Here is a 20,905-nt window from a genome sequence, read left to right as displayed (position 1 = left end):
CTGGTTCGCCGACACCAAGACGCCCTACATGGCCGGCGGCTACAACTTCGCCTCGATGCTCGGCACCACGACCGGCATGACCAACGTCTTCGCCGACCGTCACGGAAGGAACCCGTTGCCCCGCCACTCCGCCCGCACCGCCCCCTCCGGCCGGTCCGCGCTGGTGCGCAAGGCCGACGCGTCCGGCTACCGGCCCGAGATCGAGGGACTGCGCGCCGTCGCGTCCCTCCTGGTCGCGACGTTCCACATCTGGCTGGGCCGCGTCTCCGGAGGCGTCGACGTCTTCTTCGTGATCGCCGGGTTCCTCACGACCCTCACCCTCCTCGGCCAGATCCGCCGGTTCGGGCGCGTGCGTCCGATCGCCTTCCTCCGGAGGCTCGCCTCGCGGCTCTTCCCGGCGGCCGCGGTGGTGCTGGTCGTCGTCGCGGCGCTCGCTCCGCTCCTCCTGCGCCCCTCGCAGCTGCTGCAGACCTTCACCGAGGTGCTCGCCTCGACCTTCTACGTCGAGAACGTCGCGCTCGCGCGGGCCGGAGTGGACTACCTCGCGCAGGACGACTTCCACTCGCCGGTGCAGAACTTCTGGGCGATGTCGGTGCAGGGGCAGTTCTACCTGATCTGGCTCGCCCTGGTGCTCGTCGCGACCCTCGCCGCCGTGCTGCTGCGACGACGCGCGCAGCTGCCGCGGTTGCTGCTGGCGCTCGTCGCGGCGCTCACCGTCCTCTCGTTCGCGTTCTCCGTCGTGCTGGTCGGGATCGACCAGCCGACCGCGTACTACAGCACCCTCGCCCGCTCATGGGAGTTCGGGCTCGGCTCGCTCGCGGCCCTCGTGCTCCCGGGACTGGCGATCCCGGCGGCCCTGCGGACGGTCGCCGGGTGGCTGGGGCTGATCGGAGTCGTCTCCTGCGGATTCGTGCTCCAGGTCTCGAGCGCGTTCCCCGGCACCGCCGCGCTCTGGCCGACCCTCTCGGCGGTGCTCGTGCTCGTCGCCGGGACCGGCCCCGCCCCGGAGCGCGGAGTCGGCCGACTGCTGGCCCTGCGCCCGCTCGTGTGGCTCGGCGGCCTGAGCTACGGGATCTACCTCTGGCACTGGCCGCTCCTGGTCTTCTGGCGCGAGAGCACCGGCGAGGACCCGACCGCTCCGGCGGGCCTGGGCGTCATCGCCGCCGCGATCCTCCTGGCCGCCGCCTCGAAGCGCTTCCTCGAGGACCCCCTCCACCGCCGCGCCCCCGCCGAGCGCCCGCACCGCCTCCGCGCGCTCGCCCCGGCGGCCCTGCTGGCCGTCGCCGCCCTGGTCGGAGCGACGGGCCTCACCGGAACGAACGCCGCGATCGCCGCCGACCTCACCCGCGCGCACGCCCTCCCCGTCTCGACCGAGGGCTGCGTCGGAGCCGCGGCGCTCGCGAACGCCTGCCCCGACTCCTGGACCACGAGCCTGCCCGCCGTCGACGCCTCGGAGGACGGCTCCGCGCTGAACACCGACGAGTGCAGCACGGGCAACTCCGGCACCGCGCTCAAGGAGTGCCGCTTCGGCGATCCCGCCGGCCTCCGTGTGCTGCTCATCGGCAACTCGCATGCGGCGTCCTTCTTCCCGGCGCTGCGCGGCGTCGCGGAGGAGCGCGGCTGGGACCTGCACACCTACTACAAGACGGGCTGCGTCTTCTCGACCGCGGAGCGGCGCGACGACTCCGCCTCCTCCCGCCGCTCCTGCGACGTCTGGAACAGGAAGCTGCAGGAGGAGCTCGCCGGCCAGGAGCCGTATGCGCTCGTCGTCACCGCCTACTCCGCGAAGAAGTCCGTGTTCGTCGACGCGTCCGGCACCCCCGACGAGCAGGCCGGCATCGACGGGTTCCACGAGTCGTGGGCGCCGCTGATCGCCCGCGGATCCACGGTGGTCGCGATCCGCGACAATCCGGTGCTGCCCTCGCTCTCCCTGCTGGCCTGCGCCGAGGAGCCGGGCTCCGCGGCCGACTGCAGCGTGCCGCTCGACGAGGCCTTCGCCGACCGCGAGCTGATGGCCGCCGCCGCCGAGGGCTGGCCGGGCGCCGCCGCCGTCGACCTCACCCGCTGGTTCTGCGACGACCGCGGCTGCCCCCTCGTGATCGGCGGAGTGAAGGTGTACCGCGACCTCGGGCACCTCACCGAGTCGTACGCCCGGACCCTGGCGCCCTACCTCGGCGAGGCGCTGGACCCGCTGGTCGGCTGAGGACGCTCGCGCTCGGCTCCAAACGCATGCAAGACTGTTTATACGAACAGGGATCGGAGGAGCCGATGGGCCACTCTCACGGCGTTCCGGCCGGCTCCGCCGCCGCGCGGCACCGGCGTCCGCTCGTGGCCGCCTTCGTCCTGACCGCGGCGTTCATGGTCGTCGAGTTCGCGGTCGGAGTCGCGACGGGCTCGCTCGCGCTGCTCTCGGACGCCGCGCACATGGGCACCGATGTGCTGGCGCTCGGGATGTCGATCGCCGCGATCTCGCTCGCCGCCCGCCCCGCTGCGAAGGGCCGCACCTACGGCTCCTACCGCCTCGAAGTGCTGGCCGCCCTCGCCAACGGACTGCTCCTGTTCGCGGTCGCCGCGTTCGTGATCGTCGAGGCCGTCCGCCGCTTCGCCGAGCCGCCCGCGGTGCCCGGCGGCCCCCTCCTGATCACCGCCGTCGTGGGCCTGGCGGTCAACCTCGTGAGCCTGCGCCTGCTGTCGGCCGGGGCGAAGGAGAGCATCACCCTCCGCGGAGCCTCCCTCGAGGTGCTCGGCGACGCACTCGGCTCGATCGGCGTGATCGTCGCGGCGATCGTGCTGCTCACCACCGGCTGGGCGTGGGCGGATCCGATCGTCGGCGTGCTGATCGGGCTGCTGATCCTTCCCCGCACCTGGTCGCTGACGCGGCAGGCGCTGGGGATCCTCATGGAGTCGGCGCCCGCGCACGTCGACCTCGCAGCGCTCGAGCGCGACGTCTGCGCCGTCCCCGGCGTGCTCGCGCTGCACGACCTGCACGTGTGGACGATCACCTCGGGCATGGAGAGCGCCACCGGCCACGTGGTCGTCGCCCCCGACGCCGACTACCGCACCGCGCTCTCGCGGGTGCTCGCCGTCCTCCGCGAGCGCCACGGCATCGACCACGCGACCATCCAGTGCGAGCCCGAGGCCTTCCCGGAGACGACGCACCGCGTCTGAGCGCGGGGGTGTCGCGGCGCGCGGCCGCACGCCGCCGCATGCCCACGACACTCCAGGAGTCGTCGCACTCGGCGTCGACTGCGACGACTCCCGGCTTCTCGACGCTGCGGGCCTCGCCCACCCCTGAGCACCTTCCGATTGTTGACGTGAACATGTACAGTCGGCCGTCAGGGCGCGTTCATGTGAACATGCCCGCATTTCGATGGCGAAAGAGAGACCGCATCAATGTCGATGTCCTTCAGAAGGGTCGCCGCGCTCGCCACGAGCGCCGCCCTGGCCACAGGAGCACTGCTGGCGATCCCCGCCGCAGCGGCCCCCGCTCAGGCCGCGGACGCGTTCCGCATCACGCCGAACCCCGCCGCCGCCGGTGAGGCGTTCGAGGGCTGGGGCACCAGCCTCGTCTGGTTCGCGAACGCGACCGGCGGCTATCCCGAGGCCCTCCGCGAGGACCTCTACCAGAAGGTCTTCGGCGACAGCGGCCTCGACCTCAACATCGCCCGCTACAACATCGGCGGCGGCAACGCCTCCGATGTGAAGGACTACCTCCGCCCGGGCGGCGCCGTCGAGGGCTGGTGGAAGCCGAACCCGGCCGGCGACGCGTCGACCTACGGCGGCACCTCCACGAAGCTCGCCGACCGCGACGCGCTCCTGGCCAAGTGGAACGCGGACGACCCCGCCTCCTACGACTGGACCGCCGACGAGACGCAGCGCTGGTGGGTCGAGAGGCTCGCCGAGGAGAAGCAGATCTCGCACTGGGAGGCGTTCTCCAACTCCGCCCCGTACTTCATGACCGAGAGCGGCTACGTCTCGGGCGGCTTCGACGCGAACAGCGAGCAGCTGAAGCCCGCCGCCGAGGAGCAGTTCGCGAAGTACCTCGTGAAGGTCACCGAGCACATGGAGGACGAGTACGGCATCGAGTTCGACACGCTCGACCCCTTCAACGAGCCGAACACGAACTACTGGGGCACGCAGCTCTCCAACGGCGTCCCGACCGGCGGACGCCAGGAGGGAATGCACGTCGGACCGACGCGCCAAGCGGGTCTGATCCCCGACGTCGCCGCCGTGCTGGACGCCTCGACCACCGACGCCGGCATCGCCGCGATGGACGAGACCAACCCCGACATCTTCGCGACGAACTGGGCCGCCTACTCCGCCGCGATCCGCGCCGAGGTCGACCGGATGAACGTCCACACCTACGGCACCTCGGGCCGCCTCAAGGTCCGCGACCTCGCGAAGCAGGCCGACACCGACCTGTGGATGAGCGAGATCGAGGGCAACTGGGTCACCGGCTTCGACCCCACCAACATGGAGAACGGCCTCGGCATCGCCGGCCGCATCAACGACGACCTGCGCGAGCTCGAGCCCAAGGCGTGGGTGCTCTGGCAGCCCGTCGAGGACTACTACAACATGCAGCAGCCCAAGCCCAAGGGCGAGAACCTCAACTGGGGCTCCGTCTACATCGACCTGGACTGCAAGCCGTACCAGGAGAACGGAACCGAGGTCTGGAAGTCGGTCCGCCGCGTCGCCGACGCCGGTGGCGACTCCACCAAGGCCCCGGTCTGCGGCGTCGAGACGAACTCGAAGTTCAACACCATCCGGAACTTCACCAAGTTCATCCACGAGGGCGACCACCTGATGCCGTCCAACGACAGCTCCTCCACTGCCGCCGTCCGCGGCGACGGCTCGGGCGCGACCGTCGTGCACACCAACAGCACCGCGACCGAGAAGACCGTCGTGCTCGACCTCTCCCGCTTCGGCACCATCGCCGACACCGCGACGGTCACCCCGTACGTCACCACGAAGGCCTCCTCGGCCGCCGCTCCCACGAGCAACGCCCTGGTCGCCAAGACGCCGGTGAGCGTCGACCGCATCTCGCGCACCGCCACGATCACCGTGCCCGCCAAGTCGGTCACGAGCTTCTCGATCGACGGAGTCTCGGGAGTCGCCGACTCCGCCCCCGCCCTGCGCGACGGCCACCGCTACCAGCTGGTCGGCACCCAGAGCGGCAAGGCCCTGACCGGCAACCCCTCGGGCGCCGCGACCACGATCACCGGCCTCGCCACCGATTCCGCCACGGCCGCCAAGCAGACCTGGACGGTCCGCGAGGTCGCCGCCGGCGAGCGCGAGGCCACCCGCCGCGTCGTCCTCGTCAACGGCGACGGACGCGTGCTCGGAGCCACGACCGCCGGCACCGACCTGCGCTCGCTGTCCGTCGACGCGGCGAAGACGACCGCCGCGACCCGCTGGATCGTCAACACCACCGACGGCGTGAACTTCTCGCTCGTCAACGAGTCGATCGCCCAGTCGCTCGACGTGAACGGCGGCTCCAGTGCCGACAACGCGTCGGTCGGCGTCTACACCTCCAACGGCGGAGCGAACCAGTCGTGGTCCCTCCGCGACCTCGCGCCGACCGCCGGCCAGACGATCGCCGTCCGCACCACCGCGGGCGTCGCTCCGACCCTGCCCGCGAGCATCACCCCGCAGTACTCCTGGGGAGCCGGCGCACCGCTCGCCGTCACCTGGCAGCGCCCCGCCGACTCGGCGTACGGCGCGACCGGCCGCGTCGAGGTGCCCGGCACCGCGACCGACCTCTACGGCCAGACGATCACGGTCACCGCGCTCGTCGACGTCGGCGGACTGACCGCGACCGACCCCGTGTCGGTCACGGCCGCCGCGGGCGCCTCGGTCGCCGGAGTGAAGGCCTCGGCCCCGACGACGGTCCCCGCCCGCGTGGGCGCCTCGGCCAGCACCTTCCCGGTGCCGGTCGTCTGGGACTGGACGCCGCTCACCACCGCCTCCCTCGCCCGGGCCGGGCAGGTGACGGTCTCGGGAACGGCGACCGCCGACGGCGCGACGCTCCCCGCCACGCTCACGGTGCTCGTCACCACGGGCACGCTCCGCAACTTCAACCCGGACGCCGGCATCGTCGCGACCGCGTCGTCGTCGGAGTCGGGCTACGGACCGGAGCGCACCCGCAACGGCGTCGACGGCGACAAGGGCTGGTCGAACTGGACCAACGGCACCAAGGCCGCGCAGAGCTCGCTGACCTACACCTTCCCCTCGACCCACCAGGTCGAGAAGGTGTCGGTGCAGTTCCTCGCCGACGGCGGCACCAGCTGGGCGCAGACCTACCAGCTGCAGTACCAGGCCGCCGACAGCACGACCTGGACCGCGGTCCCCGGCTACGAGTCGGCCGTGGCCCTCGCGTCGCCGGCCGGCGGAACGGCTCCGACCCTGGTCGCGTCGTTCGCGCCCGTCACGGCCAAGGCCTTCCGCGTCGTGATGAACGCCTACGACAACACGCACCTGATCGTGGCCGAGACCAAGCTCTACGAGTCGGTCGCCTCGCCCGCCGCGGTCGCCACCCTGGGCGCCCTGCGCGTCGGAGGAGCCGGCATCGCCGGGTTCGACCCGGCCCGCACCTCCTACGCGGTCACCGTCGAGGGCACGGCGATGCCGGTGATCGGAGCAGTGGCGACCGACTCGGCGGCCACCGTGCGGATCACCCAGCCGACGACGGCGAACGGCGGAGTCGCGACCATCGCGGTCCGCGCGGCCGACGGCTCCGTCACCTCGACCACGACGGTGACGGTGACCCTGAAGGCGCCCGCCGCCCTCGCGGTCGCGGTCACGGCGACCACCCGCTGCATCGCCGGCAAGGTGACGCTCACCGTCGCGGCGAAGAACGAGTCCGGCGTGCCGGTCTCGATGACCATCGCGACGCCCTCCGGGTCGAAGCAGGTCACCGGAGTCGCGCCCGGCGCGAGCGGCAGCGCCGCGTTCACCACGCGCGCGGCCTCGGTGCCGGCCGGCCAGGCCACCGTCACCGCGACGGGCACGGTCGACGGCAAGCAGGTCACCTCGGTGGCGACGGGAGCGTACGCGGCCCGCAGCTGCTGACGCCCCCTTTGACACGGACCGCCTCCGCCCCTCCGGGGACGGGGGCGGTCCGTCGTTCATCGGGAGCGGCGCTGCGGGGGCGGCACGTCGCGGGATCCCGATGCGCCCGCGGCGCGGGCTACTCGATCAGCATGGATCCGTGCCGGTCGGGCGGCCGCACACCTCCGCGCCGGTGGAGCGACCGCGCACCCCCATGCCGGTCGACCAGCCGCGGCACGCGGAGTATCGAGACCCCGCTCAGTGCCCCGCGGCCGTCTCGTCGCGGGAGCGCAGGCGCGAGACGCCCATCACGACGGCCGCGATGACCAGACCCAGCACGAGGCCGAAGATCATCGAGACGAAGGTGTCGGCCAGCCACACGACGACCGGGCCCGCGCCCTCGACCGCGTGGGTGACGACGTGCACGAGGTCGTACGGACCGTGCCACACCGTCTCGGCGAGGTTCGCGACGACGAGGTGCCCGCCGACCCAGAGCATGGCGAGCGTCCCGATGATGCTGATCGCGCGGAACACGACCGGCATCGACGCGACGATCCTCGCCCCGGTGCGCCGCACGCCGCGGGCCGCGTTCTTCATCAGGCGCAGGCCCACGTCGTCGATCTTCACGAGCAGCGCGACGGCGCCGTAGACGAGCACGGTCATCCCGAGCCCGACGACCAGGAGCGCGCCGAGCGTGGGCCAGATCCCGAAGTCGGGGTCGAGGCCGTCGAGCGCGATCAGCATGATCTCGGTGCTCAGGATGAGGTCGGTGCGGATGGCGCCGAAGACGAGCTTCTTCTCGTCGCGCGCCTCCGTCTCGTGGCCGCCGTGCGAGACGCCGAACCACTCGAGCACCTTCTCCGCCCCCTCGAAGCAGAGGAACGCGCCGCCGAGGATGAGCAGGTACGGCAGCACCTGCGGCGCGAACGCCGAGAGCAGCAGCGCCAGCGGGATGATGATGACGAACTTGTTGAACAGGCTCCCCAGCGCGATCCGCCCGACCACCGGCAGCTCCCGCGCGGGCGTGAGGCCCTGCACGTACTGCGGGGTGACGGCCGCGTCGTCGATCACGACGCCCGCCGTCTTGGCGCTCGCCTTCAGGGCGGCGGTGAGGATGTCATCGACAACCGCGAGCAGGCCGACCGACATGTGCGTCTCCTTGGAGGTCCGGGGTGAGAGGGCTCACAGTATCGCGAGCGCCGCGGTCGAGCGGGCACGGGGAGGGGCGTGGGTGCGGCAGAGGGGGTCCGGTGCAGGGGATCTCGATACGGAGGCGGGGCCGGCTCCTCGATCAGCGTGAAGGGCGGGCGGGCTCCGCGGGCCGGCTCCGCGGAAGCGTCAGGCGGCGGGGGCCGGGCCGGTGCTCTCGCGGACGATGAGGCGGGTCGGCACGAGCGAGACGCCGGTGCGCTCGCCCGACTCGAGCTCGCGCAGGAGGATGTCGACCGAGCGGCGGCCCGTGTCCCCGAAGAACTGGCGCACCGTCGTCAGCGGCGGCCAGAAGCTCGCCGACTCCTGCATGTCGTCGAAGCCCGCGACGCTCACCTCGCCGGGCACGGCGCGTCCGGCCTCGTGCAGGGCGCGCAGCACGCCGAGCGCCATCTGGTCGTTGGCGGCGAAGATCGCGGTGACCTCCGGATCGGCGGCGAGCTGCTTGCCGAGGCGGTAGCCGGAGTCGGTGGACCAGTCGCCGACCAGCACCTCCGGCACCGGGGCGCCGCGCTCGATCAGGGTCGACTCCCACGCCTCGTGGCGGCGCTCGGCGGAGTAGGAGCGGTCGGGGCCGGCGATGTGGTGCACGGTGCGGTGTCCGAGTCCGAGCAGGTGCTCGACGGCCTGGCGGGCGCCCGACATCTGGTCGGTGTCGACCACCGGGTACTTCTCGCCGCCGGCGGAGTCGACGACCACCACGGGCAGGTCCGGCGGGAGGACGATGTCGGCCTCGTCGAGCAGGTGCGCCTCGACGATGATGATGACGCCGTCGACCGCCTCCTCGCTCAGCCGGTGGAACGCGACCGACACCTCGCCCTGGGTGGGGTGGGAGACGGGGATGAGGGTGATCGAGTAGCCCGCGTCGGCGGCCGCGATCGCGATGGCGTCGAGGGTGCGCATGTTGCCGAACGAGGACAGCGTGAACATGATCACGCCGATGCTGTGGAAGCGGCCCGTCCGCAGGGCCCGCGCCGCGCTGTTGGGCCGGTAGCCGAGGGCCCGCATCGCCTCGAGGACCCGCTCGCGCGTCTCGCCGTCGACGTTCTGCTTGCCGTTCGACACCCGCGAGACCGTCTGGCCCGAGACGTTCGCGCGCCGGGCCACGTCGGCCATCGAGACGCCGCGTCGCGGCCGGGTGGACGGGGACGGGCGGTCGGTCTCGAGTGACATGGGCTTCCCTTTATAGCGCGCCGCCCGTCAGCCGTGGTGCATCGTGCGCCGAACCGTGACGCAGGAACAGTCGCGGGTGGCGACGTGGACATGCTACGGTGACGCTCTGCCATGTTGACGTGAACATGACGGGCCCGCACTACTCCCCGAACGGAATCCCATGACGACGACGTCTCCCCCCGTCCCGCTGAGCGAGGTCGCCCCTCCGGCGTCCCCCCTCGCGGCCCCGAAGTCGCGGGCGAAGAGCGAGTGGAAGGGCCTGGCGTTCGTCGCCCCCTTCCTCGTCGTCTTCCTCCTGGTCTTCATCGCCCCGGTCGTCTACTCGATCTACCTCAGCCTCTTCCGCGAGCAGCTGGTGGGCGGCAACTCCTTCGTCGGCTTCGCGAACTACGCCGCGATCTTCACCGACCCGAACTTCTGGGAGGGCTTCGGCCGCGTCCTGCTGTTCCTCGTCGTGCAGGTCCCCGTGATGCTCGTGCTGGCCCTCGTCGCGGCCCTCGCGATCGACAGCGGGCGCCTCCACGGCACCGGCTTCTTCCGCATCGTGGTCTTCCTCCCCTACGCCGTCCCCGCGGTCGTCGCGGTGCTGATGTGGGGCTTCATCTACGGCGACAACTTCGGCCTGGCCGCGAACGTCAACGACCTGCTCGGCTCCGACGTCGTCCAGCCCTTCTCGCGCGACTGGATCCTCGCCTCGATCGGCAACATCGTCACGTGGGAGTTCGTGGGCTACAACATGCTCATCTTCTACTCCGCGCTGAAGACGATCCCCGGCGAGCTCTACGAGGCGGCCGAGATCGACGGCGCCGGCCCGATGCGCGTCATCCGCTCGATCAAGCTGCCCGCCCTGCGCGGCGCGATCGTCATCGCCACGATCTTCTCGATCATTGGCAGCTTCCAGCTGTTCAACGAGCCGAACATCCTCCGGACGCTGGCGCCGAACATCATCACCACCTACTTCACCCCGAACATGTACGCCTACAACCTGTCCTTCGCCGGTCAGCAGTACAACGCGTCGGCCACGGTCGCCATCGTCATGGGCGTGATCACCGCGGTGATCGCCTACGTCGTGCAGCTCCGCGGCGCGCGGAAGGAGAACTGATGGCCCTCGCGACCGCTCCCCGGACGCCCGCCCGCGCCCCGAAGCGCCCGGCCGCCCGCCGCGGCTCCTCGGTGCAGCCCAAGAAGTCGATCGCCTTCACCCTGCTGATGTCGGTCTTCATCCTCTACAGCCTCGTGCCGCTGGCCTGGCTGGTCATCAACGCGACGAAGACGCAGGCCGGCCTGCTCTCGAGCTTCGGCCTCTGGTTCGACGGCGACTTCGTCTTCTTCCAGAACATCGCCGACACCCTCAGCTACCGCGACGGGATCTTCCTCCGCTGGCTCGGCAACACCCTGCTCTACGTCGTCGTCGGCGCCGGAGGAGCGACGCTCCTGGCCACGCTCGCCGGCTACGGCCTCGCGAAGTTCCGCTTCACGGGTCGCAAGGCGGTCTTCGCCGTGGTGCTCGGAGCGATCGCGGTCCCCGGCACGGCCCTCGCCGTCCCGACGTTCCTCATGTTCAGCCAGCTCGGCCTGACCAACACCCCGTGGGCGATCATCATCCCCTCGCTGATCAGCCCGTTCGGCCTGTACCTGGTGTGGGTCTACGCGGTGGAGTCGGTGCCCACCGAGCTGCTCGAAGCGGCGCGGATGGACGGGGCGGGCGAGTTCCGCACCTTCTTCACCATCTCCATCCGCCTCCTCGCCCCCGGCATCGTGACCGTGCTGCTGTTCTCGGTCGTCGCGACCTGGAACAACTACTTCCTCCCGCTGATCATGCTGAGCGACCCCACCTGGTACCCGCTCACCGTCGGCCTCAACCAGTGGAACGCGCAGGCCACCGGCGTCAGCGCGCAGCCGATCTACAACCTCGTGATCACGGGCTCGCTCCTCACGATCATCCCCATCGTCGTCGCCTTCCTCGGACTCCAGCGCTTCTGGCAGTCCGGCCTGAGCGCCGGCAGCGTCAAGGGCTGAGCCCTCCCCCTACCCATCCCCCGGCCGGAGCGTCCTGCCCCGTCCACAGCACCCGCAGCACGAAGAAGTGAAGGGAAACACCACCATGAAGATCGCCCGTTCCGCCCTCAGGCGGACCCTGACGGTCGCGGCCGTCGCGGCCCTGGCCGCCGGCTCCCTCGCGGCCTGCTCGTCCACCTCCGGTGGCGGCACGACCACGAGCGCCGGCTCCGCCGCCGACCTCGACTCCGCCCTCGAGGCCGGTGGCAAGATCACGTACTGGAGCTGGACCCCCAGCGCCGAGGCGCAGGTCGCCGCGTTCGAGAAGGCCTACCCCAAGGTCGACGTCGAGCTCGTCAACGCCGGCACCAACAAGGACGAGTACACCAAGCTCGAGAACGCGATCAAGGCCGGCTCGGGCGCCCCCGACGTCGTCCAGATCGAGTACTACGCCATGCCGCAGTTCGCGCTGTCGGACTCGCTCCTCGACCTGTCGCAGTACGGCATGGGCGACCTCGAGGACAAGTACTCCGCCTCCACCTGGGGCAGCGTCAACATCGACGGCAAGCTCGTCGGACTCCCGCAGGACTCGGGCCCCATGGCGCTGTTCTACAACAAGACCGTCTTCGACCAGTACGGCATCGCCGTCCCCGCCACCTGGGACGAGTACGTCGCCGCGGCCGAGAAGCTGCACACCGCCGACCCGTCGAAGTACATCACCGCCGACACCGGCGACGCCGGCTTCGCGACCAGCATGATCTGGCAGGCGGGCGGCGAGCCGTTCACCACCGACGGCACGGACGTGAAGATCGACCTCGCCGACGAGGGCACCGCCAAGTGGACCGGCGTCTGGAACCAGCTCGTCGAGAAGAAGCTGCTCTCGGACACCCCCGCCTGGGGCGACGAGTGGTACAAGGGCCTCGCCGACGGCTCCATCGCCTCGCTGGTGACCGGCGCCTGGATGCCCGGCGTGCTGGAGTCCAGCGTCCCCGACGCCTCCGGCGACTGGGCCGTCGCGCCGATCCCGACCTACGACGGCACCGCCGTCAGCGCCGAGAACGGCGGTGGCGGCCAGTCCGTCACCAAGCAGAGCGAGAACCCGGCGCTGGCCGCCGCGTTCCTGCGCTGGCTGAACAGCGACCAGGCCTCGGTCGACGTCTTCCTGCAGAGCGGCGGATTCCCGTCGACCACGGCCGACCTCGACAGCTCGGACTTCACCGGTCAGGAGTCGGAGTACTTCGGCGGCCAGAAGATCAACGAGGTGCTGACCCAGGCCTCGAAGGACGTCCGCTCCGGCTGGTCGTACCTGCCCTACCAGGTCTACGCGAACAGCGTCTTCGGCGACACCGTCGGCCAGGCGTACGCCAACGGCACCAGCCTCGACCAGGGCCTCGCCGACTGGCAGAGCAAGCTCGTCCAGTACGGCAACGCGCAGGGCTTCACCGTCTCGGAGTAGCACCACTGCTCGACGCGGGGCCGGCCGGATCGCTCCGGTCGGCCCCGCGTCGTTCTCACGCTCGGACACTCCGGGCACCGATCCTGAGGGGGATCCAGATGACCACCGCTCCCGAGAGCCGCTTCGCCATCGGCACCGCCGACTTCGAGCTCGACGGCCGCCCGCACCGCATCCTGTCGGGGGCGCTGCACTACTTCCGCATCCACCCGGACCTCTGGGCCGACCGGATCCGCAAGGCCCGCCTGATGGGCCTGAACACCATCGAGACCTACGTCGCCTGGAACGCGCACGAGCCGCGCCGCGGCGAGTGGCGCGAGGACGCCGGGCTCGACCTGGGCCGCTTCCTCGACCTGATCGCCGCCGAGGGCATGCACGCGATCGTGCGCCCCGGCCCCTACATCTGCGCGGAGTGGGACAACGGCGCCCTCCCGGCCTGGCTGTTCCGCGACCCCGAGGTGGGCGTGCGCCGCTCGGAGCCGAACTACCTCGCCGCGGTCAGCGACTACCTGCGCCGCGTGTACTCGATCGTGGCTCCGCGCCAGATCGATGCCGGCGGGCCCGTGGTCCTCGTGCAGATCGAGAACGAGTACGGCGCGTACGGCTCCGACAAGGAGTACCTGGCCGAGCTCGTGCGGGTGACCCGCGACTCCGGCATCACGGTGCCGCTGACCACCATCGACCAGCCCACTCCGCAGATGCTCGCCGACGGCAGCCTGCCGGGCCTGCACCTCACCGGGTCGTTCGGCTCGCGGACCACGGAGCGCCTCGCGACGCTGCGCGAGTTCCAGCCCACCGGGCCGCTGATGTGCATGGAGTTCTGGTGCGGCTGGTTCGACGACTGGGGCACCCAGCACCACACGACGGACGCCGACGCCTCCGCCCAGGAGCTCGACACCCTGCTCGCGGCCGGCGGCTCGGTCAACATCTACATGTTCCACGGCGGCACCAACTTCGGCCTGACCAGCGGCGCGAACGACAAGGGCCGCTACGCCGCGATCACGACGAGCTACGACTACGACGCCCCGCTCGACGAGGGCGGCGACCCGACCGCGAAGTTCTGGGCGTTCCGCGACGTCATCGCGCGCTACGCGCCGGTGCCGGAGGAGGTGCCCGCGGTGCGCCCGCCGGCCCCCGCCCTGACCGCTCCGCTCGTCCCCGGCCCGGCGCTCCTCGGCCTCGGCCAGGCGTTCGGACCGGCCGCGCACCTCGACGCGATGGCCAGCTTCGACGACCTCGGCCACGACGACGGCTTCGTGCTCTTCACGACGACGCTCGACGGCTCCTCCGCTCCGGCCCGCCTCGTGGTGGGCGAGGAGGTGCGCGACCGCGCCTGGGTGCTGCTGGACGGCGTGCCGGTGGGCGTGCTGGCGCGCGACCACCACGAGCGGGCGCTGACTCTGCCGAGCGGACGCGGCGAGCTCGCGATCCTGGTCGAGAACCAGGGCCGGGTGAATTACGGCACACGCATCGGCGAGCACAAGGGCCTGATCGGAGGCGTGACGCTCGACGGCGCCCCGCTGACCGGCTGGGCGGCGCGTGCCCTCGCGCTGGAGTGCCTCCCCGACCTGGCCGTCGCGGCGCCGGCGTTCTCGGCCGGACCGCAGCTCGCCTCCGGCTCGTTCGATCTCGACGAGCAGGCCGACCTCTACGTGGACACGCTGCACTGGGGCAAGGGACTGGTCTGGGTGAACGGCTTCCTCCTCGGGCGCTACTGGCGCCGCGGACCGCAGCGGACGCTGATCGTCCCCTCGCCGGTCACCCGCGCCGGCCGCAACCGCGTCGTGGTGCTGGAGCTGGAGGGCATCGCCGAGCCGGAGATCCGCCTGCTCGCGGGAGCCGAGCTCGGGCACACGGAGATCTGAGCGGCGGAGCGGAGGCGGCGGGAGCGGCCGTCGGAGGCGTGGGCTCGGAGTTCCGGGCTCCGTTGTGCGAGTGGGGCCGGGCCGACTCCGATCCGCACGCGCTGCCGGACCGCCTCCGGTCTACGGGTGCCACCGGGCCGCCTCCGTCCTGCGGGCGGCGCCGGGCCTCCTCCGGGACGCGGGGCTCTGCTAGCCTCAGGCGCCCCGGTGCGGCGCCGGCGGGCGAAGGGGGAGACATGATGTCCAAGACACTGCTGCGCACGACTCTGATGGGAGGCGCGCTGCTGCTCGCCCTCTCGGGCTGCGCGGGGACCGCGACGAGCGGATCGACCCTCCGCCCGTTCACTCCGACGCTCCCCTCGTCGTCGGCCGCCCCGTCCGCCACCGCGACGGCCGCCGCCCCTGCCGCCGACACCGCTCAGAAGACCAGCGAGCAGGTGGCCGCCGTGCTGACCGGCGTGCAGTTCGTGCCCGGCGAGTACGCGAGCATCCAGGAGATGCTCGACTCGATCTACCCCGGCCTCACCGCGACCGACGCGAGCTGCCTCTCGCCGTTCGGCCTGGGCTGGGACACCGCGCAGCCCGCCGCCGGACTCTCGTACGGCACCAGCGCCGACCGCTCCATGACCGCCGTCGTGTCGAGCACCGGCACCGCCGACGCGGCCGCCTCGCTCCTCGCGAGCGCCACCGACGCGACCACGCGCTGCGCCTCCGGCTCGACGCTCTTCGCGATGCAGGGCGTGCCGGTCGAGACGACCGTCGAGCGCACCGAGCAGACGCTGACCGGCGCCGACGAGACGCTCGGCTGGAAGGTGTCCGGAGCCGTGGGCGGCAAGCCGTTCTCGCTCGTGGGCATCACCGCGCGCGTCGGCGGCGACGCGGTCGCGCTCGTGGGCTGGGACCCGACGACGAACACCTCGTACGTCCCGCGCGCGATGCAGCTCGTGGTCGACGGGCTGTAGGGCGCTGGGCGCTGGACGCTGGGCGCTGGACGCTGGACGCTCTGAGCTCTGGCTCTGAGCTCTGAGTCCTGCGCTCGGCCGTCCTCCCCTCCGCGAGAGTCCAGGAGTTGTCGCACTCGACGCCGAGTGCGACAACTCGTGAACAGTGGGCGGACGATCGGGCCGAGCGCCTGAGCTCAGAGCGCTGGTCGCTGCGCGTTGGGCTTCGGGCTTCGGGCTTCGGGCTTCGACGCTCGCTCCTCCGCGAGAGTCCAGGAGTCGTCGCACTCGACGCTGAGTGCGACAACTCTTGAACAGTGGGCGCGGGTCGAGCGCCGGGGCGGAGCGGGCACTGGGCACCGGGCACCTCCCGGGCTTCGGGCACCCCGCACACGGCGCGGGAGCGCGCCTCAGGCCAGCCAGGAGAGGGTGCCGCCGTGGGCGGCCGCGCTCGCGAGCGGGACGCCGTCGGCGGCGAGCAGGAACGGGGTCGGCTCGGGAGCCGTGCGGTCCCCGCGCGCGGCGACGAGGTGCGGGAGCAGCGCCTCCGCCTCGAGCGTCACCAGGCTCGCGCCGCGATCGGCGACCGTCGCCAGGACGCTCTCGCGCGCGGCCCACGGAAGGTAGACCAGGGTCCCGAGCGAGACGACGACCGTCCGCAGACCCGGCGGCACCGCGTCGAGCAGGGCGGGCAGCTCGGCGGCCGCATCGCCCGCGACGATCGTGGGCGGGTCGTCCTGCAGAGTCTCCACGGCCGAGCGGAGCCGCGCGGTCCGCTCCGGACGGTCGGGCGGGAGCAGTGCCTCCAGCCAGGCGACGTCCTCGGGCGAGCGGACGTCGAGCGGCGCCAGATCGAGCCCCCGGCGCCACGCGACGACCGGCAGCCGCGCCGGCGCCGCGCCTCCGCTCACCGCGCACCGCAGCAGAGGCGCGCCCGACCCGAGCCTCGCCTCGCCGTCGCTCGCCGTGAAGGCGTAGGAGTACCGCTCCGGCGCCAGGCAGAGCCCTGCGGAGGCGCCGATCTCGACGAGCGCCACCGGCTCACCGGGCTCCGTGATCCGCTCCAGCGCCGCGACCAGGGGCGCGCACCGCAGCGCCTCGTTGGTCTGCGTCCTCCGCTCCGCCGCCACCGGCGCCACCCGCGCCCATTCGCTCCGGAGCCACGCGGCGAATCCGGCGCCGTCGACGTCGGGCACGCCGAGCAGCCGCGCGACCGAGAAGAGCAGGGACGGCTGCCGGTGCTGCGCGGGCAGCTCGTCGATCAGGGCGAGGAGGCGCGCATCCTCCGCGACGGCGAGCGCCCACTCGACCTGCCGCTCGGAGGTCTGCGCGAGCTCGACGGCGGCGCGGCGGAAGCGGTCGGCGGAGGAGGGCATGCCTCCATCCTGAGGGAGCGGCGGAACGGTGCCTGCAGGCGGGCGCAGGACCTGCGCGCCGGGCGACGGCCCCGCCCCCGCGGATGTCGGTGGTCGCCGGTAGAACGGACTCATGTCCGACACCGCTCCGAGCCCCGCGTCCGCGCAGGTCCGCGAGCGGCGCCTGCTCGACATCCGGCGGATCTACGCCGAGCCGGCCGCGCTCGAGCTGCCCCGCGGGCAGGAGGTCGTGGCGCGCTGGCCGGGCGCCGAGATCGTTCCCGTCGAGTCGCACTGGCTGATCCCGGAGGTGCACGGCGACGAGGCGAACGTCGCGCGCTGGGTGCGCATCAAGACGGAGGCGCTCGTGCTCGGGGTGAAGAAGTCGCTCGTCACGCGCCCGAACGGCCGCTCGGCCGACTTCATCGCCCCCTCCACCGCCAACGGCTGCGCCATGGCGTGCGTCTACTGCTACGTGCCGCGGAGGAAGGGCTACAGCAACCCGATCACGCTCTTCACGAACATCGAGCAGATCCAGCGCCACCTCGCCCGGCACATCGCCAAGCAGGGCCCCAAGGCCGAGGCGAACCAGCGCGACCCGGAGGCCTGGGTCTACGACATCGGCGAGAACAGCGACTGCTCCGTCGACGCGCTGCTGAGCGAGAACGTCCGCGACCTCTGCGAGCTGTTCCGGATGTCGCCCACCGCCAAGGCGTCCTTCGCGACCAAGTACGTCAACCGCGAGCTCCTCGAGTGGGACCCGCTCGGGCGCACGCGCATCCGGTTCTCGCTGATGCCCGCCGAGACGGCGAAGGTCACCGACATCCGCACCTCGCCGATGGCCGAGCGGATCGCGGCGATCAACGACTTCGTCGACGCCGGCTACGAGGTGCACGTCAACTTCTCGCCCGTGATCCTCACCGAGACCTGGCAGCAGGACTGGACCGAGCTCTTCGACCAGCTCGACGCCGCCCTCCACCCGCGGGCGAAGGCGCAGCTCGCGGCCGAGGTGATCCTCCTCACCCACAACGAGGGCCTGCACGAGGTGAACCTCGGCTGGCACCCCAAGGCGGAGTCGCTGCTCTGGCAGCCGGGACGCCAGGAGCAGAAGGTCTCCGAGAACGGCGCCGTCAACATCCGCTACCGACGCGACCTCAAGCGCGCGGCCCTCGACCGCTTCCGCGCCCTCCTCGCCGAGCGCCTCCCCTACTGCCGCGTCCGCTACGCCTTCTGAGCGCCGAGACGGCGGCGTGACGACTCGCTCAGAAGCGCTCCTCCCCCTCCCGGCCGCACACGCCGAGACACCGCCGTCTCGCCGGGACACCACCGCCGAGGCGGCGTCTCGCGCACGAGCGCGCCGTCTCGACGCAGCCGCACCGCCCACCGGCGGCACCCCGCAACTGAGCCTCGGAGTCGCCCGGCTGGGAGTCCGCCCGGCGGCCGGGGCCACTGCTTCGCATTCCGGATAGCGGCACGTGCGCTCCGAACGAGGGGCGTACTTTCGGAGAACAGCCGGAGGGACGGCCCGACCGTCCGACTCCACGGGCCTGCAGAGCAGGCGTCAGCGGGGATCGACGGCTCGGCGCGACGGCATCCGGGCTCGACATCCCGGAGCCCGGCACCCCCGATCGACACTCCGGACACTCGACTCGGCGGCACAGCACACCCCGGGTCCTGCTCCCCACGAACACCCCCCACCATCTCGCACTCCCCCTCCCGGCGGCACTCGCCGGCGCACCCCACCGTCGCGGCCGGCACCCGCGACACAGCACAGAACGGCGGCACGCACCATGGGCGCTCTCCTCTACGGCACTCCCCCCACCTCGCATGAGATCGACGACCGCGCGCTCGCGCACCTCCAGATCGTCATGATCAACAAGTTCCGCCGCGACGAGGCGTTCGCCTTCCAGCTCGACGCCTCGAGCGCGCACGGCACCGGACGCCAGACGCTCTGGCTGCACCCGACCATCCCCCTCCAGTTCTCGTTCCACGGAAGCCGCATGCCGGCGATCAACGCCACCTGGGTGCGCGCACTGATGGAGGAGGCCAACAGCGGCCGGGGCCTGCGGATCGTCACCGAGCCGGCGCAGCAGCCCGAGTCCTCCGGGCTCACGCACGCTGCCTGAGCGCGCCGTGTCCAGGCGCGACGACGACGAGCCGATGGAGGTCACCGACTTCGTCGAGCTCGCCGGTGCGGGGCACGACGACGCGGGCTTCGAGTGCTCCTCCACTGTCGACGGTGTGACGGGCGCGCTCTGCGTGCTGCCCGACTCCCTGGTGCTGCGGAGCGCCGGCACCGGCGACTCGACCCGCGTCGGCACCCGCGACATCCGCTCCTGGCGGGCCACTCCGGCCGGCGCCACCTTCTCGCTCGCCGTGGAAGCCGGAGCGCGGCACACCGTGGTGCTGCTCACGCAGTTCCAGGCGGCGACCGTCCAGGCCATGACCCGCGCCGCCGGACCCGCGACTGGTTTATCCGCTTAACGAATTCCCCGTTCGGGGCACGCGGTGAGGAGCGCTCCTCGTGCAACCCTGATCGGGATGAACGAGAAGGACGAGGTCATGCGCTCCGACATCGGAGGGCGTGACATCGAGCAGGCGCGGGCCCTCTTCGAGCAGTCGTACAACGGGCACCGCTTCGTCGTCGAGCCCGGCGAGGACTTCTCGTACCGCTACACCTCCGTCGGCGACGGCGATGTGACGCTCCGCGGCAGCCAGTTCGCCGGCTCCGTGCAGGGCTCGATCCAGACCGAGGGCGAGTACGTCGTCTCGTGGCTGACCGCCGGCGCGGGCGTCACCGATCTCGACGGCGACGCGGTGACCCTCGGATTCGGGAAGCCGGCGATCTTCGTCAACGACCGCCCCAGCCGGTTCGAGTTCCACGACTACCGCCAGAACCTCATCCACTTCGACGGCGCGTACCTCGAGGGCATCGCGGAGGAGGTCGAGGGCACCCGCGGCCCCCTCCTCTTCGACACGACCTCACGGCCCGAGGGCGCGGCGCTGCGGCGCTGGTCGGCGACCGTCGCGACGGTCGCTCGGGTGATCTACGACGCCGACAGCTCGCCGCTGCTGCGCCGCGAGGCCGACCGCGCGGTCGCCGTCGCCCTGCTCGAGACCTTCCCGCACTCGACGCTGGACACCCCCGGCGACCTCCGAGTACCCCGCTCGGGGCGCCTCCGCCAGGCGATCGAGTACATGTACGAGCACGCCCACGAGCCGCTCCGGACCGAGCAGATCGCCGACGCGGCGGGCATCGGCCTGCGGGCGCTGCAGACCGAGTTCCGGCGCGAGTTCGGCTTCACCGCGGTCGACTACCTGCGGCGGATCCGGCTGGACGGCGTGCAGAAGGAGCTGCGGGCGGGCGAGTCCGGAGTCGTCAGCGTCAGCGAGGTCGCACGGCGCTGGGGCTTCGCGCACCTCGGCCGGTTCTCGGCCTCGTACGCCCACCGCTTCGGCGAGCGCCCCAGCACCACGCTCGACACCTGAGGCGTCAGAGGTAGTCGGTCCCGCCGTCGTCCTCGCTGTCGTCGCCCTCGCCGCGCGGCTGCACGGTCGGCCGCGCGGGCTGGAGCCGTCGGGTCTTCTCGCGCATCGACTCCACCGCCTCCGGATCGTCGAGGTCGACGCCGCGGTCGAGCGCCGGGCTGGTGAAGAGCTGGCTGGCCGGTCCGACCAGGAGACGGGTCTCGCCTCGCAGCCCCTCGTCCGAGAGCGACGGCACCACGACCAGGTCCGACTTCCCCACGTTCGCCAGCGCCTGCGCGTACTCGACGACCGCCGAGCACACCTCGTCGCCCAGCAGCACGAATCCGCTCGCGTAGTACAGCTTCTGCATCTCGCCCTCCCCTGGATCCCGGACCG

General features: G+C 71.9%; 16 protein-coding genes. 12 read left to right on the top strand and 4 right to left on the bottom strand.

Features of this window, described 5'->3' with window-relative positions; translation table 11 throughout:
* The 3 genes from C5C82_RS14865 to C5C82_RS14855 form a co-directional block, all read left to right on the top strand.
* Positions 1–2,203 (top strand): acyltransferase family protein (locus C5C82_RS14865; RefSeq protein ID WP_146086003.1); only part of this gene is annotated, 2,203 nt, incomplete at its 5' end.
* Between the two features lie 65 nt (positions 2,204–2,268).
* A complete protein-coding gene (locus C5C82_RS14860; protein ID WP_104226358.1) occupies positions 2,269–3,168 on the top strand; it encodes a cation diffusion facilitator family transporter in 900 nt (299 codons plus the stop codon).
* 231 nt (positions 3,169–3,399) lie between these two features.
* Positions 3,400–7,068 (top strand): glycoside hydrolase, encoded by a 3,669-nt coding sequence (locus C5C82_RS14855; RefSeq protein ID WP_181067849.1) that lies wholly within the window; start codon positions 3,400–3,402, stop codon positions 7,066–7,068.
* 237 nt (positions 7,069–7,305) lie between these two features.
* Here C5C82_RS14855 and C5C82_RS14850 read toward each other — a convergent pair whose 3' ends face one another.
* A complete protein-coding gene (locus C5C82_RS14850) occupies positions 7,306–8,196 on the bottom strand; it encodes a DUF808 domain-containing protein (protein ID WP_104226356.1) in 891 nt (296 codons plus the stop codon).
* Positions 8,197–8,385: 189 nt separating this feature from the next.
* Positions 8,386–9,429: a LacI family DNA-binding transcriptional regulator gene (locus C5C82_RS14845; protein WP_146080948.1), complete on the bottom strand. Its 1,044-nt coding sequence runs from the start codon at positions 9,427–9,429 to the stop codon at positions 8,386–8,388.
* A gap of 160 nt (positions 9,430–9,589) precedes the next feature.
* On the opposite strand from C5C82_RS14845, the gene C5C82_RS14840 reads away from it, so the two are divergent.
* The 5 genes from C5C82_RS14840 (at position 9,590) to C5C82_RS14820 (ending at position 15,707) form a co-directional block, all read left to right on the top strand.
* On the top strand, positions 9,590–10,531 hold the full coding sequence (locus C5C82_RS14840; RefSeq protein WP_104223405.1) for a carbohydrate ABC transporter permease: 942 nt from the start codon (positions 9,590–9,592) through the stop codon (positions 10,529–10,531).
* A 107-nt stretch (positions 10,532–10,638) separates the two neighbouring features.
* Positions 10,639–11,448, top strand: coding sequence for a carbohydrate ABC transporter permease (locus C5C82_RS14835; RefSeq protein ID WP_258062773.1), 810 nt, complete (start codon positions 10,639–10,641; stop codon positions 11,446–11,448).
* Positions 11,449–11,533: 85 nt separating this feature from the next.
* On the top strand, positions 11,534–12,883 hold the full coding sequence (locus C5C82_RS14830; RefSeq protein WP_104223423.1) for a sugar ABC transporter substrate-binding protein: 1,350 nt from the start codon (positions 11,534–11,536) through the stop codon (positions 12,881–12,883).
* A gap of 98 nt (positions 12,884–12,981) precedes the next feature.
* Positions 12,982–14,745, top strand: a complete 1,764-nt coding sequence (locus tag C5C82_RS14825; RefSeq protein ID WP_104267656.1) for a beta-galactosidase family protein — start codon at positions 12,982–12,984, stop codon at positions 14,743–14,745.
* 236 nt (positions 14,746–14,981) lie between these two features.
* Complete coding sequence (locus C5C82_RS14820; RefSeq protein WP_146086002.1) at positions 14,982–15,707, top strand: hypothetical protein; 726 nt, start codon at positions 14,982–14,984, stop codon at positions 15,705–15,707.
* A gap of 389 nt (positions 15,708–16,096) precedes the next feature.
* On the opposite strand, the gene C5C82_RS14815 is transcribed toward C5C82_RS14820, so the two are convergent.
* Complete coding sequence (locus C5C82_RS14815; protein WP_181134455.1) at positions 16,097–17,062, bottom strand: DUF2332 family protein; 966 nt, start codon at positions 17,060–17,062, stop codon at positions 16,097–16,099.
* A 112-nt stretch (positions 17,063–17,174) separates the two neighbouring features.
* On the opposite strand from C5C82_RS14815, the gene C5C82_RS14810 reads away from it, so the two are divergent.
* The 4 genes from C5C82_RS14810 (at position 17,175) to C5C82_RS14795 (ending at position 20,530) form a co-directional block, all read left to right on the top strand.
* A complete protein-coding gene (locus C5C82_RS14810; protein ID WP_104355291.1) occupies positions 17,175–18,275 on the top strand; it encodes a spore photoproduct lyase family protein in 1,101 nt (366 codons plus the stop codon).
* A gap of 556 nt (positions 18,276–18,831) precedes the next feature.
* The gene (locus C5C82_RS14805) at positions 18,832–19,167 is read left to right on the top strand and encodes an ATP-dependent DNA ligase (protein ID WP_104223411.1); all 336 of its coding nucleotides are present in this window, start codon (positions 18,832–18,834) and stop codon (positions 19,165–19,167) included.
* A 7-nt stretch (positions 19,168–19,174) separates the two neighbouring features.
* A complete protein-coding gene (locus C5C82_RS14800; RefSeq protein ID WP_104355290.1) occupies positions 19,175–19,525 on the top strand; it encodes a hypothetical protein in 351 nt (116 codons plus the stop codon).
* Positions 19,526–19,582: 57 nt separating this feature from the next.
* Positions 19,583–20,530 carry an AraC family transcriptional regulator gene (locus tag C5C82_RS14795; protein WP_104355289.1) on the top strand — a complete coding sequence of 316 codons (948 nt, stop codon included), beginning with the start codon at positions 19,583–19,585 and terminating at the stop codon, positions 20,528–20,530.
* A gap of 4 nt (positions 20,531–20,534) precedes the next feature.
* Here the strand turns inward: C5C82_RS14795 and C5C82_RS14790 are convergent.
* Positions 20,535–20,905, bottom strand: a 371-nt coding sequence (locus C5C82_RS14790; protein ID WP_219814851.1) for a hypothetical protein, incomplete at its 5' end; no start/stop codon positions are given.

Origin of the sequence: Rathayibacter sp. AY1D5, assembly GCF_002932515.1 — a bacterium.
Lineage (GTDB): Bacteria > Actinomycetota > Actinomycetes > Actinomycetales > Microbacteriaceae > Rathayibacter.
This window is presented reverse-complemented; position numbering and strand designations above follow the sequence as displayed.

What these genes read in the sequence shown, in the direction of transcription:
- C5C82_RS14805 (WP_104223411.1), top strand. Translation starts at nt 18,832, where the DNA reads ATGGGCGCTCTCCTCTACGGCACTCCCCCCACCTCGCATGAGATCGAC.
- C5C82_RS14860 (WP_104226358.1), top strand. Translation starts at nt 2,269, where the DNA reads ATGGGCCACTCTCACGGCGTTCCGGCCGGCTCCGCCGCCGCGCGGCAC.
- C5C82_RS14855 (WP_181067849.1), top strand. Translation starts at nt 3,400, where the DNA reads ATGTCCTTCAGAAGGGTCGCCGCGCTCGCCACGAGCGCCGCCCTGGCC.
- C5C82_RS14835 (WP_258062773.1), top strand. Translation starts at nt 10,639, where the DNA reads ATGTCGGTCTTCATCCTCTACAGCCTCGTGCCGCTGGCCTGGCTGGTC.
- C5C82_RS14820 (WP_146086002.1), top strand. Translation starts at nt 14,982, where the DNA reads ATGATGTCCAAGACACTGCTGCGCACGACTCTGATGGGAGGCGCGCTG.
- C5C82_RS14795 (WP_104355289.1), top strand. Translation starts at nt 19,583, where the DNA reads ATGAACGAGAAGGACGAGGTCATGCGCTCCGACATCGGAGGGCGTGAC.
- C5C82_RS14810 (WP_104355291.1), top strand. Translation starts at nt 17,175, where the DNA reads ATGTCCGACACCGCTCCGAGCCCCGCGTCCGCGCAGGTCCGCGAGCGG.
- C5C82_RS14830 (WP_104223423.1), top strand. Translation starts at nt 11,534, where the DNA reads ATGAAGATCGCCCGTTCCGCCCTCAGGCGGACCCTGACGGTCGCGGCC.
- C5C82_RS14815 (WP_181134455.1), bottom strand. Translation starts at nt 17,062, where the DNA reads ATGCCCTCCTCCGCCGACCGCTTCCGCCGCGCCGCCGTCGAGCTCGCG.
- C5C82_RS14825 (WP_104267656.1), top strand. Translation starts at nt 12,982, where the DNA reads ATGACCACCGCTCCCGAGAGCCGCTTCGCCATCGGCACCGCCGACTTC.
- C5C82_RS14840 (WP_104223405.1), top strand. Translation starts at nt 9,590, where the DNA reads ATGACGACGACGTCTCCCCCCGTCCCGCTGAGCGAGGTCGCCCCTCCG.
- C5C82_RS14845 (WP_146080948.1), bottom strand. Translation starts at nt 9,429, where the DNA reads ATGTCACTCGAGACCGACCGCCCGTCCCCGTCCACCCGGCCGCGACGC.
- C5C82_RS14850 (WP_104226356.1), bottom strand. Translation starts at nt 8,196, where the DNA reads ATGTCGGTCGGCCTGCTCGCGGTTGTCGATGACATCCTCACCGCCGCC.